Source organism: Mesorhizobium sp. M1409, from assembly GCF_040317535.1.
In the GTDB taxonomy this organism is placed as follows: Bacteria; Pseudomonadota; Alphaproteobacteria; order Rhizobiales; family Rhizobiaceae; genus Mesorhizobium.
Map to the genome: position 1 here is coordinate 88070 of NZ_JAMYKV010000020.1, position 17991 is coordinate 106060.

Consider the following 17991-nt stretch of genomic DNA (forward strand, 5'->3'; position numbering starts at 1 on the left):
GGCCTTGCTTTTGACAACGGCCTTTGGGTGAACGAGAAGACTTGCCGCAGCTCTGGGTTCACAGAATCTGGCGCCTTTGCCGCGAGCGAACTCATACGCATCCAGCATCATCTGACGGGACGCCTCAGGGTTGCTTGCGAGCCGCAGTCCCGCGTCCAAATGCATGAGCTCGGCCTTGCACCAGCCGGGGTTTCACGGCGCGGGCTATCGTTTCACTGTCCGCGAGCCCGCCGCACACGATAAGGCAGTTATCGAACCGCGCACGGTCGCGGAACTCAAGCTCGCGTTGAATGGCTTACGGTCGCCAGCGTCGAACGCGTCTCCACATGTCTCCCCCTATTGCCGCCAGCGCAAAAGTGAATTGCTCTCGGATATGCGCCCGCCGTCACCGGCAGGTCTCCCGGCTGAAAGCTTCCATACGCGTCCTCCCGCTCGACCGAATAGCTGGCCGATCGCTTTCCGCCAAATCCCATCGCTCTGCTGCCTCCATCAGCATAAAAGCAAATTCGTCTTCATCGATGCCATCTGCTGCGTTGAGCATTGCGACAAGCGGATCGGAAAGTACCTCGTTCAAGGTCATGGGATTCATCGGTCTCCGTCGTTCGCTCCGGTTTAGAATGCAACCCAGGAATAGTTCTTGTCTGAAACGGTCGCATTGAGACGCGCACATGCAGAGGAAGGCCGCTGTTTTTCGACCGGATCGTCCAAGAAAGCGTGTTTGTCGACTGTACGGTGTCGCGCGAGCACAAGCTGTGATTTCGATGCGCTAATTCTTTACTTTGACCGACACAAGGAAGCCAGATGCGTGTCCTAGTTCTGTTTGCGCATCCCGCCCAGCGGAAATCCAGCATTAATTTGTCGATGGCCCGGGAAGCCAGAGGTGTCGAAGGCATCTCCTTCGTGGACCTCTATGCAGAGTATCCACGCTTCGACATCAATCCCGATCGAGAGCAAGTTCGCTTGCTCGAACACGATCTGATTGTGCTTCAGTTTCCAACATTTTGGTATTCGACCCCTGCCATTTTGAAGGAGTGGCAGGATCTGGTTCTCGAGTACGGCTTCGCCTATGGACCGACAGGCCGAAAGCTCGAGGGGAAGTTCTTGCTTATCGCTACGACCACCGGGGGAAGCGATGGGGACTATTCGCGGTCAGGGGGAAACCGGCATCCGTTCGGCCAATTTCTTCTGCCGCTTGAACAGACCGCGTCGCTATGCGGCATGAACTATCTTCCCCCCTTCGTGCTCCACTCGGCCAACCACATCGACAGCCCCTCGGCGCAGGCTCACATCGCGGCCTATCGCACCCTCCTTGGGGACCTGGTTCAAGATCGCTTTGACCTGAAGTCGGGAACCGCGCGTGAAATGCTTGCCCAGGTGACACGTTCCGGCGACATGGGAGCCTAACTTCTGTGGAAAGCCTTGCAGTATATGCCTTTGGTTACCTGGCCGCGGCCGTCGTGGCCGTGATCATTTCTCATCGCATCGGGCTCGGTTCTGTTGTCGGATATATCGCAGCAGGCGTCATCGTCGGACCGGTGCTGCATTTTTCCGATTCGGCGTCAGGATACCTGGAGCACTTTTCCGAGTTCGGCATCGTCATGATGCTGTTCCTGATCGGCCTCGAGATCGACCCGCAGATGGTCTGGCGCTTGCGCACCAAACTGGTCGGGCTTGGAGGACTGCAGGTGCTTGCGACGGTCATCGCCGTTTGCGCTGTATCGGCTGCATTTGGCTTTACCTGGCAACAGGGCGTTCTTTTCGGCTTCGTCGCTGCGCTATCTTCGACGGCGATCGTTCTGCAGACGCTGAAGGAACGCGGGCTGTTGGAGTCAGACGGCGGGCGCTCCAGTTTCGCGGTCCTGCTCTTTCAGGATCTCGCAGTCATCCCGATGCTTGCGCTTATCCCTCTGCTGTCCGTGGGATCGGCGGTCGGTCCACAACATGTCACCCAGGGTCTCCTCTCGAACTTGCCAGCCTGGGCCTCCGCGATCCTGACCCTGGCCACTGTCGCTTTCGTTGTTGCGGGCGGTCATTTTCTATCGCGCCCGGTGTTCAGAATGATCGCAATGCTGGGCCTGAGGGAGGTCTTCACCGCCGCAGCCCTCTTGCTGGTTGTTGGGATTGCCGTATTGATGATGTCAGTCGGACTTTCCCCGGCTCTCGGGGCTTTCTTGGCCGGCGTCGTGCTCGCAAACAGCGAGTTCAAGCACGAGTTGGAAAACGACATTGAACCGTTCAAAGGTCTCCTGCTCGGCCTGTTTTTCATGACGATCGGTGCCAAGATCGAGCTCCGGGTGCTGTTCGAAAGCTGGCCATTCATCCTAGGGGCTGCGGGCCTGTTGATTGTCGTTAAGATCGCAGTGCTTTTGCCCCTGGCCTGGTTGTTTCGATTAAGGTCTTCGGCCGGATGGTTGCTTGCCCTCGGCCTGGCCCAGGCCGGCGAGTTCGGCTTTGTGCTCCTGTCTATCGGCGAGCAGGCTGGTCTGCTCACGTCATCGCTTTCATCGGTCGCGGTCCTCATCATCGCACTTGGCATGATCCTCACGCCAGGTCTGTTCATCGTCTTCGATCGCCTGGTGGTTTTGCTGGATCGAAGGGACATCGCCAAGCGACCCACAGATCATCCCGACGAGGGGACCATCATTGTCGCGGGCCTGGGACGCTTTGGGCAGATCATTACCAGAATGCTGCTTGCTAACGGCTACAAGCCAGTGGTTCTCGATTTTCGAGCAGACGTCGTGGACAACCTGCGCAAGTTCGGAATTCAGTCTTTTTTCGGAGATGCCGGTCGACCGGATCTGCTGGAATCTGCCGGTGTCGGAAACGCGAAGTTGCTGGTTGTCGCCATCGACGACACCGATCGCGCGGTAGAGATAGTCGAACATGCACGCCGGGCAAACACGCGGCTCAAGATCATTGTTCGTGCCTATGATCGTCTTCATCATTACCGGCTGGAGCACGCGGGCGCCGATCAGATCGTGAGGGAGGTCTTCGCGAGCTCGGTCGACACAGCCGGGAATGCGCTCCAGTTTTTGGGCATGCACCCCTACGAAGTCGAGAAAAGAAAACAGCTGTTCGTCAGGGAAGATCTTGCCGGCTTGGGTAAGATGGCGCCGCTTTTCGATGGCGTGACGCCGGTCGCCGACAATCCGGACTTTATCGCCGGCTTCAACGATATCGGAAAGATCATCTCCAACGCAATGTTGGGCGACAGAGATGCCTTCGAGGAAGCGGTGGCACGAGGATGGAGCCCGCCTGAACTTGAGAGCAGCCACAGCCGGTCTAAGAAACGGTGACGCCGGAGCGTCGATGGGCCTTTGGACTCGCTCCGGGAGGGATGCGCCGAGCGTTCGTCGGCCGTGGAGAACAGGTTCTGTCCCACTTCCGCATTCCGCGATGCGGCGTTCGCATACATATTTAGCAATGGCGAATCGTCGGCGACAACGCGCTATGCCGAATAGGGACTTGCTGCCAAAGGCAACCTTGGCGACGAGGCGCTTGCATGGGGGATGGATTGTCGGCTGCTCGGAGAGCCACTTGCGGCATGATCGCCGACGGGGGCGGGGCGCATCCTTGGCCGCCATACGCGCGGTTAGCAACGCGGGAGTGGAGGTTATCTCGATCCGATCATCGCGGACTGCCTTCTTCGCGCGGTATAAGCGTTGCGGGTGCCGGCTCGAACGAGACGTGTCGGCTGCCGTTGAACTGGATCCAGTAGCCGAAAGCCATGAAGATCGAGCCCCCGAGCAGATTGCCCACGGTTACGCAGAGCAAGTTATGCGCAGCCGCCATCAGCGACAGGGAATCAGGGCGAGGGCCAAGAAGCGCCATCGAGAACGCAAACATGTTCGCAACGGAGTGCTCGAAGCCAGCAGCGACGAAGATCGTGATGGGCCAGAAGATCAGCATAATCTTGGCGGCAGCGTTCTCGGTGCGACCTGCCATCCATATCGCCAGGCAGACCAACCAGTTGCACAAGACGCCCTTCGCAACCAGTTCTGCAGAACCTGCCGAGAGCTTGCCCTCGACGACCGAAAAGAACAGAGATCGTCCATCACCCAGTATCACACCACCGCCTGCCGCGTAGAGGAGCGAGGCGAGCAAAATAGCACCGACCAGGTTGCCGCACCACGATGCCACCCAGACAAGCAACACATCGGATATCCTTGCTTTGCCGGTCAACACCGCCAGCGGCATGTACATCGCAGTCCCTGTGAAAAGTTCCGAACCGGCGAAAACGACGATGGTCAGGCCAGACGAAAACACGATCCCCATGACGAGATGCGCCCAAGCCGGATCGACATGTGCGCCGGCCGTGAACATGAGAAGATCGCCGAATCCGATGTAAACCCCGGCCATCATCGAGCCCACGAGGAACGCTAGGAGCCTACTTCTGACCAAGTCAACCTTATGGGCGCCAGCCTGCGCAAAGCTGATGACTGTATCGTCGTACATGTTCGTCTGCTCCGTGAAAGGGAAATCAGGAATGTGCCCCGGCTGCGTTTGATAAAGTCACGGCTTTAACCCCGACAGGCGACGTCGACAAAAAGAGCAGCTTTTTCGACCGTCACCGGAGCGCCCTTATAGGCAGGCGTACCAGACTGGGCGTCAAAGTCCGAAAGAGCGATGATCCGGTTCATTTCGGGATAATAGCCGGCAACTGATCCGGTCGGGATGTCGTACTCGATGGCAATGAAGCCGCTCACAACCCTTCTCGGTGCAGCCGGATCGTGGTCTATGCCAATTACGTCGACCTGGTCACCCTGTGCAAGTCCACGGGCCGTCATGTCGTCCCGGCTCATGAATACGACATCTCTGCGCCCGAAGACACCGCGATAGCGATCGTCCAGATTGTAGACCGTGGTGTTGTACTGTCCGTGGCTGCGGATCGTCGTCATCACGAGACTATCGGGACCGGTCATACGGCGATCCTCTTCCAGTCCTTTTGCGACGAGGAAGTTTGCTTTCCCGTTCGACGTCTTCCAAACTCTCTTGGCTGCCGGAATGCTGAGCCGAAAGCCGCCAGGCTTCCTGACGCGACGGTTGAAGTCCCGAAAGTCCGGAAAGACGATTTCGATCTTGTCCCGAATCCGGTCGTAATTTCCGACCAGCTCGTCCCACGGAATTCCGTACCTGTCTCCCAATGTCGCTTTTGCTATTGCCGCAATGATCGCCGGCTCCGACATCAGCGTGTCCGTCGGCGGTTTCAAGAAGCCTCGGGAGGCATGAACCATCGACATGGAGTCTTCAACGGTGACCGACTGCGGTCCGGAAATTTGCATATCCTGATCGGTCCGCCCAAGCACAGGGAGGATGATTGTGGTTTTAGCGGTGAGGAGATGTGACCTGTTCGGCTTTGTTGCCAAGTGGACAGCGAGATCAAGCTTGCGCATGGCCGCGAACGTCCTTTCGGGATCGGACATGGCGACGGCAAGGTTTCCGCCTAGACAGACGAGCGCCTTCGAGGCGCCGGCTATGATTGCTTCGATGCTCTCAACCGCATTATGGCCCCTGGCGGACGGCGGCCGGAATCCGAAGGCGCGCTCCATCCCGTCGATGAGGTCTTTGTTCGGGATCTCGGTGATGCCCACCGTCCGATCACCCTGCACGTTCGAGTGACCTCGTAGCGGACATATCCCAGCGCCTGGTTTGCCGATATTGCCGCGCAGCATAAGGAGATTTGCCAGCTGCTGGACAACTTCGGTCCCGGTTGCATGCTGGGTAATGCCCATGCCATAACAAATAATAACCCGTTTGCTTTGTATATAAGCATCGGCGATCGATTCAAACGCTTCCTTGGCGATGCCAGACTTCCGGCAAATCTGATTCCATTCTGTGGACGCGGCGTCGCTGCGAAGCTCATCGATGCCTGAGGTATGGATCAAGATGAAATCTCGGTCGAGATGTCCGTCTCCACCGGCGGCGAGATCTGCCTCGTCCCGCTCGACAACGAGCTTGATGATACCCTTCAGCAAAGCTAGATCGCCGCCGGCCTTCACTTGGTGGTAAGCCGAAGCAATCGGGGTCGACGTTAGGGTCACCATCTCAACGGGGTTCTGGGGCGCGGCAAACCGCTCAAGCGCGCGCTCCTTCAACGGATTGAACACCAGGATGGGAACCCCCCTGCGGGAGCAATCATGCAGCGTTGTCATCATCCTCGGGTGATTGGTACCCGGATTGTGACCGATGCTGATGATCAGGTCGCATTCGTCGAAGTCACTCAGTTCCACCGTCCCTTTACCGACGCCGATGGACTTGGGGAGCCCAACCGACGTCGCCTCATGGCACATGTTCGAACAGTCGGGAAAGTTGTTCGTCCCATAGGCTCGCACGAAGGTCTGGTAGAGGAAAGCCGCCTCGTTTGACGCACGTCCGGAGGTGTAGAATTCTGCCTGATTGGGATCGGAGAGGCCTCGCAGGGACGCTCCGATACGGCTCAACGCATCGTCCCAGGCGATCGGGACAAAATGGTCGGTTGTGGCATCGTATAGCATCGGGCTCGTGAGACGGCCCGCATCTTCAAGCTTGTGATCTGTCCAGGTCCACAGCTCGGAAACCGTGTGACTTGCGAAAAACCCGGGATCGGCTCGCTTTTTCGTGGATTCCCACGTTATCGCCTTCGCCCCATTTTCGCAAAACTCGAATGCCGAGGTGTGGTTGGGATCGGGCCAAGCGCAGCCGGGGCAATCGAAGCCATCTGGCTGATTGGCCCGCAAGAGAGCGTGAACGCCGCTAAATACCACCTGCTGCTCTTTCAACGTGCGAGCAAGGGCCTTCAAGGCACCCCACCCGCCCGCCGGCGCGTCATATCGAACGATGCCCTCTGGATCCTTCTCACTCATCAAAGTGCCCCAACTGTTGAAGATGGCTAATTGCCCACGACCATGAGCGCTCGATTTCGAAAATACGGTGCGTGATCGGGACGCGATTGTACGATCCGCTACCTGCAGCTCGACAGCGGTACTCACTCGCACGTGAGAGGGCATCGGACGATAGAAAGAGGCGACGCCGGCGGGATGAATCGGCGGCGTCGCCTACATACGTTTGCCGAGGGAATATCCGCCGGCAGATGCAAAGAATCACATCGTCAGGACGATGCGGAACTTCGCCTGACCGGCCATCATCTTCGCGTAGGCGTCGATCGCGCTTGCGAGCGGCATCTCTTCGATGATTGCATTGACGCCCTGGAGCGCGCTGAACTTCAACGTCGTTTCGCTCGTGCCCGGATCGCCCGTCAGGGCGCCTTGGATCGATCTGCTTCCGAACAGAAGCACGTTGGTGGGAACCTCGACCGGCTCCGGCGTGGCCCCGAGCACGATAATCTGACCGCGGGGACGAATTGCCTTGATTGTATCCTTTGCAGCCGCGCCGCCTGATGCCGTGGCGAGCACAAGATCAGCCCCGCCGAGCTCAAGGAGCGCCTCTGCGACATTGCGCTTCGACGAGTCGATGTAGTGGTGTGCGCCAAGCCTCATGGCCAAGGCGCCGACGGCTTCACTTCTTCCGATCGCAACCACCTCATACCCCATGCGACGTGCATATTGGACCGCAAGATGACCGAGGCCACCGATACCAAAGATCGCGACCCGATCACCAGGCCGTGCATTCGAATTGCGCAGAGCGCTGAATGTGGTGAGGCCCGCGCAAAGGAGCGGTGCGGCCTCTACATTGGAGAGGTCGTCGGGAATGAGGACGAGGCCTGTCTCCTTTGCAATCATATATTCCGCGTAGCCGCCATCCAGTTGAATGCCGGTGAACTCTTGGTTCTCGCAATTAACGAGATGGCCCGAACGGCACTGTGAGCAGTGGCCGCAGCTCCCACCCAGGAAGCCCACGCCAACGCGCTGTCCGGACTGCCAGCCTTCGACGCCGTCGCCGACCACATCGATTTTTCCGACAACTTCGTGGCCCGGCACGCGCGGCCACTGGATGGGGAAGGCACCTTCGACGGTTGCGCCGTCCGAGTGACACACGCCGCAGGCCTCAACCTTGACACGGACAAAGCCGGCCGGCGGATTGCGGAGTTCCTTGCGCACGAACTCCAGTTTTCCAGGCGAGACGGCCTGGCATGCGAGATATGTTGTAGGTTGCTCCATTGCGTTCTCCAGTTCGCGATCGAAACTGGGCGAACCATGTCAAATACCCGAGGGGAAAAATTGTATCTATCGGTACTTTCCGCCCGGCCAGCTTTCCCCAAGACGTCACGAAGCCGCCTCGACGAGGATATTCAAAACCTTCTGATCGAGCGCTCGCGCGACTTCGAGGGCCGGCTCGGATGAATAACTCTGCAGGCAGCTTTCCATTCGATCATAGGCCAGCTTCACTAAGCCGCCCTCCTCGTAAATCAAGATCGTCACGGGGGCATATGAGCCCGCATGTGGAACCGCAGCAACCATCTGACGCATGATAAGCGGGTTGCCAGCGACGATCCTGATTATTCTATAGGCTGCGGAGTTCCCATCCTTGCCGAGCGCGTCGCCCAGGTCATAAGTCGCGAACTCCATTAAGCCAGACGATCCGATCGTCGACTTGATCCGCTCTGAAAACCGAAGAAAGTCTTTTTCGGCGAGAATCTCTTCCAACGACAACCGATCCGTTCGTCCAATTCTCTCAAAAATTCGTTCCACGACGGTGTCAAAATCCACTTTGGACTCGATCACCTCGCGCTCTATCGCATTTTTGGAGTTCGTCATCTGTCTGCCTCCTATTCTATGCGGGTCATCCTTCAGGACGGCCGCCCACCAACCGGGGGAAGCAGATCTGAGCACCTGCCGACGCTGAGGTTATTGTAGATTTCGGGCCTGGGACGAACGCTTAATGAATTGAGTGCCGTTCGCCGGAGTGGCCGGATCGTGCAATACGGAGAGGGCATGCGCGGCCGATTTCTCGTGACCGCGCTCAGATGCGGATCAAACGCCGTCAACCGGAAGAGGAGAGACAATCGTGCCAAGATGGTCGATCAAAAATCGACTGAGGACGCTGTTGCGGGCTACAAAGGTCTGCTGCCCGGCGACGTCAAGAAGCGCGCCGGGTTATACGAGCCGTGCCCGCGCGAGAATGAACGCCTGGGCGAGGGTCTCCTGGAGACCTTTCCGGCAAGCGATCCACTCGCCTCCGGACGGTTTGACTGAAACCCTGCAACTAGGAGAACCCAGATGGACCATTTCGCCGAATCTCGCCGTAAAGCACCCCTAAAGACGGGCTTGTCACACGCTATAACCAGGGGCCAAGTTATTGATATGTCGATATAAAATCGAGTTCCATAAGATATCTTATGCGACTTTCACCAGTGTAAGTTAATATTTCTCCACTATTCAAAGTATGAATAGCTCGCGTTTCGAGTCTTCGAGCAATCACCTAGAGGAACTAGATCAAGTGTTCTGGCGGTCACTCTTACTCTAAGTCTCGATACGACGGATCGATATTACCAACCATCACCTCACCGCCCGATAAAACTGGACGGAAGACTCTGAACGCTTCTGAGCGGCGCGGGATTGCGGAGCAAATGGGCGTCCGGAGCGAGATCGAGCTACGTCCGGACAGGGAGTCGACGCACGAGCAAACTCGGGCCGACGCCAGGCGCAGCGGCCGAGCATCGAGGCCGAAAAAATGGCCGAGGATCCACGCCAAGTTTCATCGTCAGACCATCGGGCACATACATTTCGCCTGTCTGCTTGCGATCTCGCGCGCTTCGGCTTGTTGTTCCTCAATGGTGGCCAGTGGCTCGAAAAGCAGGTTGTTCCAGTCTCATGGATCAAGATATGGCTATCTATGGTGGATTGCACCGTCTGGTGGTCCGTTCGGGGCGGATGCTTATTTCGCGTTGGGATCGGGGACAAGGGCTAGCAGTGATGCCCATCTATAATTTGGTCGTTGCCCAAATTATAGATGTGCACAAGGGGGGGTGGACGTCTTGGTTCCAACCATTTCGCGCAGCTTCTTAGGCAGATCGTTGCTACCTCGCATAATTCCTAAAACCTGCGACAGATCGGCCGTCCCCTGAAAATCAGGGGGTTTTTGTGTCGCATGTCTTTGTCGCAAGTGGTAATTGTCCTTGCGACATAACTTGCGAGGAAACCCGCCACGATGATGATTGGCTATGCCCGGGTCTACACCCAGGGCCAGGACCTCGACCAGCAGCACGCGGCGCTTGGCGCGGCCGGCTGCATTCGCCTCTTTGAGGAAAAGGTTTCCGGGGGAAAGCGAGACAGGCCCGAGCTTGTGAAGCTCCTCGACCATTTGCGCCCCGGCGACGTGGTGACGGTCACCAGGCTAGACCGCCTCGCCCGATCGACGCGCGACCTTCTCGATATTGCCGAGCGGATCAGCGAGGCCGAGGCCGGCTTGCGATCTTTGGCCGAGCCATGGGCCGACACGACGACGCCGGCCGGCCGCATGGTGTTGACCGTGTTCGCCGGCGTTGCGGATTTCGAGCGATCCTTGATCGTGGAGCGCACCAGCGGGCAGGATCGCGGCCAGGGCACGTGGAGTGCGGTTCGGTCCTTCCCCTGCCCTATCGGCCGACCAGGTCACGCACGCCCGTCAGCTCATCGCCCAAGACAAGCCAGTGACTGAGGTTGCACGGCTCCTGAAGGTGCATCGAGCAACCCTTTATCGGGCGCTAAATAGTGTGGAGGGATGGCCAGCCGCCTTTGTCGAGTGAATGAAGTACGGCGGGACTTCAGCATTGGTTTTATGATGATAGGTTTCCGACCTGCAAGAAAGGAGAGAAAATGTTCCGTTATCTAGCGCGCCGTTATGATCGTAAGCACGTTCTGAGATCATTAGAACGCCAGAGGCGTATTCATGATAAGGCGATTCCATTTTCTCGCGATGGCTCTGACGCATTGGTCTTCAATGAAATTTCCAAGGGCGAGATGTTTTTCGCGACGATATTTCCAGCTGTTCCGTTAAGGGAAGAATCGGATAGTGTTATCTTCCAATCTGATATTTCAACTGAAGATCAGGCGAACAATACGTTCGAATGCGTTGTTACCGACAGTGGATTTAAACAACATGCGCTTGTTGTGTTTCATCATTGGTATGCTCGGAACCGGTATCCGCGATTTTCCAAATACTTCGCTAGAAAGGGCATAACGGTTATTGAAGCTACACTTCCGTATCATTTTGGGCGAGCTTCGAATGACTATTCGGAGGAAAAACTTTTCAACGCGAATTTAGGGCGCACCGTCCAGTCGATGAGACAGGCTGTCCTAGATGGTCGTAAGATTGTTCGTTGGCTTTATAGTCAGGGGTATCAGAAAATCTCGGTTGTAGGGATGTGTTTGGGTGGCACTGTTGCGGGTCTCGTTGCTGCCCAAGAGCAGAAGGTTGATAAGGCGGTTCTCATGGTATCGCCGGGAAGCCCTGCTGATCTCGTCTGGACTGCGGAGACCATGACGGCCTTACGTGGTCGTATTGAATCGTCCATGTCACTGGAAGGGCTAAGAACCGCTTGGGGTCTCATCGATTTAGAGAAGCATCTTTTCGGCCTTACACGTCCTCGTCTGGATTTGATGTTCTTGCTCGGTAAGGACGATACGGTTGCGCGCCCAGGAGGCTCTGAGCGTCTCATTGAGTTGCTGGCGAAGTGCAATCTTCCACCTGAGGTCGTGCGGCTGAATTGTGGGCACTCATCTATTGGAATGTTCCCCTTCAATTTGATCGCGGCTCGGAAGGTTCTTCGTTTTTTGAAAGAAACCCCGACCCTGTCAGAGCTTTGGGAGGTTCGCGGGTTTCGCTACGACTTTAGCGAAGTTTGAGCTATTTGATGGCTCCGCGCCGGATCGCGGCCAGGGCGCGCGGGATGTGGTTCGGTCCCTCCCCCAACCAGGTCGCGCATGCGCGACAGCTCGTCAACGACGATTTCAAGCCGGCCGAGGTCGCCCGGCTCCTGAAGGTGCATGGCGCGACCTCAGCCCTCTCAGTTCGGCCGAGAGTACAAGAGCATCTTTGGCAACTCCCCGAATGCTGATCTGCAGCTCTGAACTGTACCGGGCCCATTTGTGACAATGAACGACCACCTTGCTTAAAGAGTAGTCATTCGCCGCGGCCTGCGACGCCGACGGGATAACGCAGCCGGCCCCACGGCGCTTCCCTACTGCTTCAGCCGTGTCGACTGAGATTCGCGCGCTGCAAGACGTTCAGTTTCGGCCTCTTGTCTGGACGCGACTTCACCCGATCGGGCTGCGGAATAGAGAGCCGCGGCCTCACCCAACCTGACCTGATCGGATTTCCGCACGGATGGATGTTCAAACGATTTGCCCGAGGCTGTCGCACGAGCGATTTCGCGTGCGCCGTCTTCACCGAAACGGACTTCAATCGATTTCTTGAAGGTGGCGATCTCCCGTCTGACCTCCTGATCGGCTGACACCGCCTTGAAGGCTTCGGCCCGCTCGCGATCATCCTTGGCCATTGCAATTTTTTCCAGGGCAGCTTTCGCCCGATCAGAAACATCTCTCACCTCAACCGCGTCAGCCTTGAGCTGCTTTTCGACCTGGGTGCGATAGGATCGTTCGGCTCGGTTCTCGAACTCGGCGGTCCGGACAATGTTCGGGCCAATCGCGGCGGCAGCCTGTTCAGCGGCGGTCCGCTCTTCCCGCGCCCTGGCACCGGCGAAGAACCCTTCCCTGCCTCGCAGCTCGCCGACCAAGCTGGTGTCCGCCGATATCCGTTGTGCAGCACTTGTCGGACCGTCTCGAGCAATGATCTCGTCGAGACGCTGCGCCGCCGATTTCGGATCACGGTAGGCGGTCTCCAGATAGATTGAGCGAGCCTCGCGCTCGCGCTGTACATCCGCATCGCGACTGACAGCAGCGGCGATGCTTTTTTCGTCGATCGATCGCCCAAGGCTGTCGCGGCGCACGCCACCAGCAGCCACATCCTGGAACGCAGCTATCAGTACCCTGACGTCCGCTGGCCGGCCGGCTGCGGTGCTGCGCGACCGCTCTTCATTTCTGCCATTTGGAACAGCCTGCCGATCTTCGGTTCCGCTTGCTACGACCCGATCATCGGCTGACCCGGGACGATCGCTGCCTCCTGCCTCTTTTGACTTCTGCGCCACGACGGGCTCAGGCGTCCCGCCTCGATGCTCAGGCCGACGCTGGCCCTCCGCGTCCTTGGCAATGGCGCCGGACTGCATCTCCGGTGTGCGCGGATCAGCCTGACGCATGTCCACCCGTGCTTCTTCAACAACTGAAGCCATCGGCTGCTCCTCTTGTTCCCTGCTTTGGTGAGCTTTCCCAACTTGCGACACTGGCCGGGCGTTCTCCGCCGCCCGTTCCTCGTCCAGCTTCGCCCGTTGTTCCGCGCTGAACTCGTCGCGTGTTGCATAAGCCACTGACGCCGACTTGATCTCGTTGCGACCGAGCTGCCGGGCGAGCTGCCGCAAATCCCGGGCGGTCTGCGTCGCTACGAAGATCGTCGCGCTCTCACGCTGCCTAGTCAGCGCGACATAGCTCGAGGCGGCGCGCCAGTGATGCGTGTGCATGAGATAGGTGTGGTCAAGCGTCTTGCCCTGGCCCTTGTAGACCGATCAGACTTTGCCTGGTCCGCCATTTTGAACGCAGCCGACATGGCCATCTTTTATGCCGGGGTTGTCGGCTTTCTCGCGACCACGGCCGGCGTCAGGATGCTGATGGGAAAATCGCTGCACGCCCAAAGCGTCAAGCCGGTTGAGCGTGCCTCCTCTGACATCTTTGGCCACGCGGACTGGATGGACATTCGCGAGTCACAAAACCTGTTCGGTGGTTCGGCCAAGTCGACAGCCAATCCGCGCTGCGGCGTCGTCATCGGCGAAGCCTACCGCGTCGATCAGGATGCGCCGGCCCGGCGCGGACAAAAGTTTGATCCGCGCGATCCAAAAACATGGGGCAAGGGTGGCAAGTCGCCTTTACTCACCTTTGATCTCTCCTGGGGCGGCACCCACGGCCTCGTCTTCGCCGGTTCGGGCGCCTACAAAACCGTCTCCGTCTGCGTGCCGACGCTGCTCACCTGGCGCGCCTCAATTGTCACCCTCGATCCCTCCTCCGAGCTGGCGCCGATGCTGACGGGCGCACGCACGGCGATGGGCCGGCGTGTCATCTCAATTGATCCGATGACGGGCAGCGGAGCCTTCAACGCGCTCGACTGGCTGACAAAAAGTTCGCCGCTCATCGATGGCGACATCCGCTCGGTCGTCGACTGGATCTGCGGCGAGAAACACACCGCCACCCGTGATGCGCCGCACGGCGCCTCGGGCAAGGCCTTCTTCGAGGGCCGTGGCAAGGCCATCGTCGAGACCCTGCTTTCCGACATCGTCTTCGACAAAAATCTGTCCGACGACAAACGCAATCTCGTCACTCTGGCGCAACGGCTCGCCTTGCCGGAGGCAAAAATGCGGAACGAGCTAGCACGCATTTTTGAACACTCCTCCTCGCATCGCGCCCGCCATCTCGCAGGCCAGTTGATGGGGCTGGTCGCCGAGACGTTCTCCGGCGTCTACGGCAACATGAGCGAGCAAACCGAATGGCTCGCCAATCCCGCCTACGCAAAACTGGTGTCGGGTAACAGTTTTCGCACTGCTGATCTGGTCGCCGGCAAGCTCGACCTCTTTATCAACATCCCGATGAAGGTGCTGGAATCGACGCCGGCGCTCGCCCGTGTCGTTGTCGGATCCCTGCTCAATGCCGTCTATGAGGCCGACGGCGTCTTGCCGGGCGGGCGTATCGTCTTCCTACTCGATGAGGTCGCCCGCCTCGGTTACATGACCTCACTGGCCCGCGCCCGCGATGCCGGCCGCAAATACGGCATTACGCTGGTCATGCTCTATCAGTCCGAAGGCCAGCTGCGCGAACAATGGGGCGATGGCGGCAAGAGCGCCTGGTTCGAAAGCGCTTCCTGGCGATCCTACGCCGCGATCGGCTCGCTCGAACAGGCCCGCGCTGTCTCCGAAGCGCTGGGCGAACATGGCGTCGTGCTGAACTCCGAGACAAAAAACCGGGGAAAAAGCGCAAAGCCGCTCGAGATCGGCACCGCCTCGACCGGCGCCTCGGAACAGCGCTCCGAGCGTGGCAGACGGTTGGCGACCGTCTCCGAAATTCTTGCCGATGCCAGAGCCGACGAGCAGTTCGTCTTCGTCCAGGGCCGAAAGCCGTTGCGCTGCGGCAGAGCGATTTATTTCCGCAGGCCGGAAATGGTCGCCAAGGTCGAGCGGAACCGTTTCGCGCCCCAAGCCGCGTCGGGTTGAGGCGGCAAGAGATGCAGCGCATTCTGGCCCCGATTATCCCTGGCCTTGCCGTCCTGATCGTCGTGCTCGCCCTGCTGGAAACCTATTCCGGCGTCATTCTTATCGTCGCGGTTATCGTCATGGGCTGGCGGCTGGCGCATGCTGCAAAGCATGGCGTGCCGGTATCGCCGAAATTCTCGAAGGGTGAATGGGACGCGCAAGCAGGCGTTGAACGGAAACCGGCTCTGCCGATCCGTGCAGCAAGACATCGGCCGCTCGATGACGTGCTGGCCGAACTCGACGCCATGACCGGGTGGCGCTCCGTCAAGGATGAGGTCAAGAAGCTGGTCGCGGTGCTGCAGGCCGAGCAGGAACGTCGGCGCCACGGCATCAACGCCGCACCCCCAAGCCTGCACCTGATCTTCCTCGGCAATCCAGGGACCGGAAAAACAACGGCGGCGCGTCTTATGGGCGAGATTCTTTTCGCACTCGGCCTGCTCAGATCCGGCCATGTCGTCGAGGTCGACCGCAGCCAGCTTGTCGCCGGCTATATCGGACAGACCGCAATCAAGACACGGGAGGCGGTCGAGGCGTCGCTCGACGGCGTGCTGTTCGTTGACGAAGCATATGCATTGGCCCCCGAGGGCCAAAATAACGATTTTGGCCGCGAGGCGATCGACACGCTGCTGAAGCTGATGGAGGATCATCGGGATCGATTGTGTGTCATCGCCGCCGGCTATACCGGTGAAATGCGCCGCTTCCTCGAAGCAAATCCCGGCCTGCGCTCCCGCTTCACCAGGACAATAATGTTCGAGGACTATTCGGCTGAAGAGCTGGCGGGGATTTTTCGCAACCTCGCCAACCGTGAAGGCTTTGTGCTCGACGCCCCGGCCGAGAACTCGGCTAACCTTGCCTGCGTCCGCATCCAACCAGAGCGTGGAGACGATTTCGGCAATGCCCGCGCAATCCGCACGCTTTGGGAAAGCACGCGCGAGGCGCAAGCCATGCGTCTTGCTACCCACGGCATCGGCAGTGCTGGCCGCGACGCCATCATGACCATCGAGCCAGGTGACATTGCGGCGGCGATAGCATCACACGAGCGGCAGGGATCAACTACATGACGGCTCAAACCCTCCTCTCATCTGTGCGAGCCACGCTGGTGCGCTGGCTCCAACTTGTTCCCGCCCTGTTCCGGCGCGATCCGCTGTTCCGCTATGCCACGATCGCCGCCGTTCTGGCTTTGATCTTTCTGGCTATTAGTATTGTTCGGGATGTCGCCGGCAATCGCGACGGCCCCGTTGCCGGCGCTGGAAAGAACGCCGGCACGCCGACGTCGACTTCGGAAAAATTCGAACAGGGCAATGCATCTACAGCCGCAGGGTCGCGGACCCAACCGCCCGCGCCTGGATCAACCTCGGAGCCGGCTCAAGACCATACGCCTGCTGTCGCTCCAGGCCGGCCGCTGCAAGGAATAAAGGTGGCGCCCGCGCCGCACGACGATTTTGGAACCGTACCGTAGGAAGGATCATCCCCATGATGCAAAGAAAAAGCGTGGGCAGGCTGGCGCTCGGCATTGCAATCGCAGCGTTGAGTTTCGTTGAGGGCTCCGGCTTTGCCTTGGCGCAAGACCAGCAGGCAAACCAGCAGCAATTGGACCGCATCGAGCAAAAACTCGATCGAATTATCGAGCATCTCGGCATCCCCGGACAGGACGGTGCGTCGGCAAAGAGCAACGGCAGCTTGCCCGCCACCGGAAACGATGGCGCGAAGAAGCAGGCTTCCTCCGAAGCCGGTGCCAGCCAAGGTTACCAGCGGGGCGCGCTCGCCATCGCCCGGGTTGCGCCGGCCAAAAAAGACGATCTTCCAGAGATCCCTGCCGACAGCGTCGGCAGCTTTGTCTATATCGGCGGCGCCATTCCCCTCAATGAACTGTCGCGCAAAGGTGTGCTCTACACCGGCCTCACCTCAGTCGAACTCCAGGGCTGGCTGAAGGTCGCAGAACCCGGCCGCACGCAACTCGCCGTCGAATACCGCGCCACCACCGGATCCAACGTTTTTGTCAATGCCGGCTGCATAGCCTCGCTGTGGCTCGAAGATCGCTCGATCGGCTCCCAGCATGGTGAAATTCCGATGCCGGCCAGAGAGCAAAAAAGCGTCTCCTTCATCTTTGGCGCCGATCTTCACCCCGGTCTTTACAAGCTTCGCGCCTGGCTGGCCTGCACCGAGCCGCGTGACCTGCATGTTCTCAATGCCCAACTGCTCATCAAGACCCCCGCCGACATGAACCTGCGCATGATCGACAGCGGCGAATTGCTGCACCAGGGGTAGCAAAAGGTCATGGCGAGAACCAAAAAGCACCACAGCCGCCGTCAATCAGGGTCCGTCGAAACGGATGAACGAGGTTTTGAAAAGCCGATGTTCCGCAGGCCTGGCTTCAACGGGTTGTGTCTTTCGGTGAAATGGAAAAGAAGCTCAGCAAGCAAACGCCCAAAAGCCGCGAGATGCGCGGGCTCGCCGCGAACAGCTTGCCGCCATGCTGGGTCTGTCGACGGGCGTTCTCGCAATTCCGCGATCGCGGAAATCTCGGTTAAGCGCTCCCGCCCGTCTGCCTGTCGACCGTCCGCACCGGCCGATAGGCATTGGTCTTCAGCCACGCTTTGCATAAGAAAAGGGCGGCGCCGGCGCGAGCCGGCGCCCGGCGTTTGGGGGCGTGGGCCGGGGCCGGCGGACTTGTGCGGGGGGGGGTTTACACCTCTGCCGCTGCCGCCCCGCGTTAGAGGGGATGT

Annotated in this window: 16 protein-coding genes; 10 read left to right on the forward strand and 6 right to left on the reverse strand. The window is 58.9% G+C overall.

The annotated features are described in order from the left end of the window. Positions 1-385: 385 nt before the first annotated feature. A complete protein-coding gene (locus tag NKG99_RS17485) occupies positions 386-580 on the reverse strand; it encodes a hypothetical protein (RefSeq protein ID WP_352869852.1) in 195 nt (64 codons plus the stop codon). A 221-nt stretch (positions 581-801) separates the two neighbouring features. Between NKG99_RS17485 and NKG99_RS17490 the strand changes: the two genes are divergently transcribed. Both NKG99_RS17490 and NKG99_RS17495 read left to right on the forward strand, forming a co-directional pair. Continuing rightward, the gene (locus NKG99_RS17490) at positions 802-1404 is read left to right on the forward strand and encodes an NAD(P)H-dependent oxidoreductase (RefSeq protein WP_352869853.1); all 603 of its coding nucleotides are present in this window, start codon (positions 802-804) and stop codon (positions 1402-1404) included. A 5-nt stretch (positions 1405-1409) separates the two neighbouring features. Then, on the forward strand, positions 1410-3296 hold the full coding sequence (locus NKG99_RS17495) for a monovalent cation:proton antiporter-2 (CPA2) family protein (RefSeq protein WP_352869854.1): 1887 nt from the start codon (positions 1410-1412) through the stop codon (positions 3294-3296). 331 nt (positions 3297-3627) lie between these two features. Here NKG99_RS17495 and NKG99_RS17500 read toward each other — a convergent pair whose 3' ends face one another. From NKG99_RS17500 to NKG99_RS17515, 4 genes are all read right to left on the reverse strand, one after another. Next, a complete protein-coding gene (locus NKG99_RS17500) occupies positions 3628-4455 on the reverse strand; it encodes a formate/nitrite transporter family protein (protein WP_352869855.1) in 828 nt (275 codons plus the stop codon). Between the two features lie 65 nt (positions 4456-4520). Next, positions 4521-6842 carry an FdhF/YdeP family oxidoreductase gene (locus NKG99_RS17505; protein ID WP_352869857.1) on the reverse strand — a complete coding sequence of 774 codons (2322 nt, stop codon included), beginning with the start codon at positions 6840-6842 and terminating at the stop codon, positions 4521-4523. A 237-nt stretch (positions 6843-7079) separates the two neighbouring features. Next, positions 7080-8096, reverse strand: coding sequence for an alcohol dehydrogenase (locus tag NKG99_RS17510; RefSeq protein WP_352869858.1), 1017 nt, complete (start codon positions 8094-8096; stop codon positions 7080-7082). 105 nt (positions 8097-8201) lie between these two features. After that, positions 8202-8693: a DUF302 domain-containing protein gene (locus NKG99_RS17515; RefSeq protein WP_352869860.1), complete on the reverse strand. Its 492-nt coding sequence runs from the start codon at positions 8691-8693 to the stop codon at positions 8202-8204. Between the two features lie 177 nt (positions 8694-8870). On the opposite strand from NKG99_RS17515, the gene NKG99_RS17520 reads away from it, so the two are divergent. The 4 genes from NKG99_RS17520 (at position 8871) to NKG99_RS17530 (ending at position 11762) form a co-directional block, all read left to right on the forward strand. Then, on the forward strand, positions 8871-9131 hold the full coding sequence (locus tag NKG99_RS17520; RefSeq protein WP_352869862.1) for a hypothetical protein: 261 nt from the start codon (positions 8871-8873) through the stop codon (positions 9129-9131). 955 nt (positions 9132-10086) lie between these two features. Beyond that, positions 10087-10575, forward strand: coding sequence for a recombinase family protein (locus NKG99_RS17525; protein WP_502911003.1), 489 nt, complete (start codon positions 10087-10089; stop codon positions 10573-10575). Continuing rightward, positions 10568-10663 (forward strand): hypothetical protein, encoded by a 96-nt coding sequence (locus NKG99_RS35965; protein WP_502911002.1) that lies wholly within the window; start codon positions 10568-10570, stop codon positions 10661-10663. The genes NKG99_RS17525 and NKG99_RS35965 overlap by 8 nt, the downstream gene beginning before the upstream one ends. 70 nt (positions 10664-10733) lie before the next feature. Next, positions 10734-11762 carry an alpha/beta hydrolase family protein gene (locus NKG99_RS17530; protein ID WP_352869864.1) on the forward strand — a complete coding sequence of 343 codons (1029 nt, stop codon included), beginning with the start codon at positions 10734-10736 and terminating at the stop codon, positions 11760-11762. Between the two features lie 335 nt (positions 11763-12097). Here the strand turns inward: NKG99_RS17530 and NKG99_RS17535 are convergent, their stop codons facing one another. After that, positions 12098-13489 carry a BID domain-containing protein gene (locus NKG99_RS17535; protein WP_352869866.1) on the reverse strand — a complete coding sequence of 464 codons (1392 nt, stop codon included), beginning with the start codon at positions 13487-13489 and terminating at the stop codon, positions 12098-12100. On the opposite strand from NKG99_RS17535, the gene NKG99_RS17540 reads away from it, so the two are divergent. Genes NKG99_RS17540 through NKG99_RS17555 form a run of 4 tightly spaced genes read left to right on the forward strand, consistent with a single transcriptional unit; the run spans position 13478 to position 17533 of the window. After that, positions 13478-15226, forward strand: coding sequence for a type IV secretory system conjugative DNA transfer family protein (locus NKG99_RS17540; protein WP_352869876.1), 1749 nt, complete (start codon positions 13478-13480; stop codon positions 15224-15226). The two genes, NKG99_RS17535 and NKG99_RS17540, sit on opposite strands and share 12 nt — an antisense overlap. Before the next feature lie 11 nt (positions 15227-15237). Then, positions 15238-16326, forward strand: a complete 1089-nt coding sequence (locus NKG99_RS17545; RefSeq protein ID WP_352869868.1) for an AAA family ATPase — start codon at positions 15238-15240, stop codon at positions 16324-16326. Continuing rightward, the gene (locus NKG99_RS17550) at positions 16323-16724 is read left to right on the forward strand and encodes a hypothetical protein (protein ID WP_352731731.1); all 402 of its coding nucleotides are present in this window, start codon (positions 16323-16325) and stop codon (positions 16722-16724) included. Before NKG99_RS17545 ends, NKG99_RS17550 begins: the two co-directional genes overlap by 4 nt. Positions 16725-16756: 32 nt before the next feature. After that, positions 16757-17533 (forward strand): hypothetical protein, encoded by a 777-nt coding sequence (locus NKG99_RS17555; RefSeq protein WP_352731729.1) that lies wholly within the window; start codon positions 16757-16759, stop codon positions 17531-17533. The last annotated feature ends 458 nt before the right edge of the window (positions 17534-17991 follow it).

Bases quoted from the DNA above. Each gene is read 5' to 3' on its own strand.
- NKG99_RS17500 (WP_352869855.1), bottom strand. From the start codon at position 4,455: ATGTACGACGATACAGTCATCAGCTTTGCGCAGGCTGGCGCCCATAAG.
- NKG99_RS17540 (WP_352869876.1), top strand. From the start codon at position 13,478: ATGCGTGTGCATGAGATAGGTGTGGTCAAGCGTCTTGCCCTGGCCCTT.
- NKG99_RS17545 (WP_352869868.1), top strand. From the start codon at position 15,238: ATGCAGCGCATTCTGGCCCCGATTATCCCTGGCCTTGCCGTCCTGATC.
- NKG99_RS17520 (WP_352869862.1), top strand. From the start codon at position 8,871: ATGCGCGGCCGATTTCTCGTGACCGCGCTCAGATGCGGATCAAACGCC.
- NKG99_RS17485 (WP_352869852.1), bottom strand. From the start codon at position 580: ATGACCTTGAACGAGGTACTTTCCGATCCGCTTGTCGCAATGCTCAAC.
- NKG99_RS17510 (WP_352869858.1), bottom strand. From the start codon at position 8,096: ATGGAGCAACCTACAACATATCTCGCATGCCAGGCCGTCTCGCCTGGA.
- NKG99_RS17525 (WP_502911003.1), top strand. From the start codon at position 10,087: ATGATGATTGGCTATGCCCGGGTCTACACCCAGGGCCAGGACCTCGAC.
- NKG99_RS17505 (WP_352869857.1), bottom strand. From the start codon at position 6,842: ATGAGTGAGAAGGATCCAGAGGGCATCGTTCGATATGACGCGCCGGCG.
- NKG99_RS17530 (WP_352869864.1), top strand. From the start codon at position 10,734: ATGTTCCGTTATCTAGCGCGCCGTTATGATCGTAAGCACGTTCTGAGA.
- NKG99_RS17550 (WP_352731731.1), top strand. From the start codon at position 16,323: ATGACGGCTCAAACCCTCCTCTCATCTGTGCGAGCCACGCTGGTGCGC.
- NKG99_RS17490 (WP_352869853.1), top strand. From the start codon at position 802: ATGCGTGTCCTAGTTCTGTTTGCGCATCCCGCCCAGCGGAAATCCAGC.
- NKG99_RS17535 (WP_352869866.1), bottom strand. From the start codon at position 13,489: ATGCACACGCATCACTGGCGCGCCGCCTCGAGCTATGTCGCGCTGACT.
- NKG99_RS17515 (WP_352869860.1), bottom strand. From the start codon at position 8,693: ATGACGAACTCCAAAAATGCGATAGAGCGCGAGGTGATCGAGTCCAAA.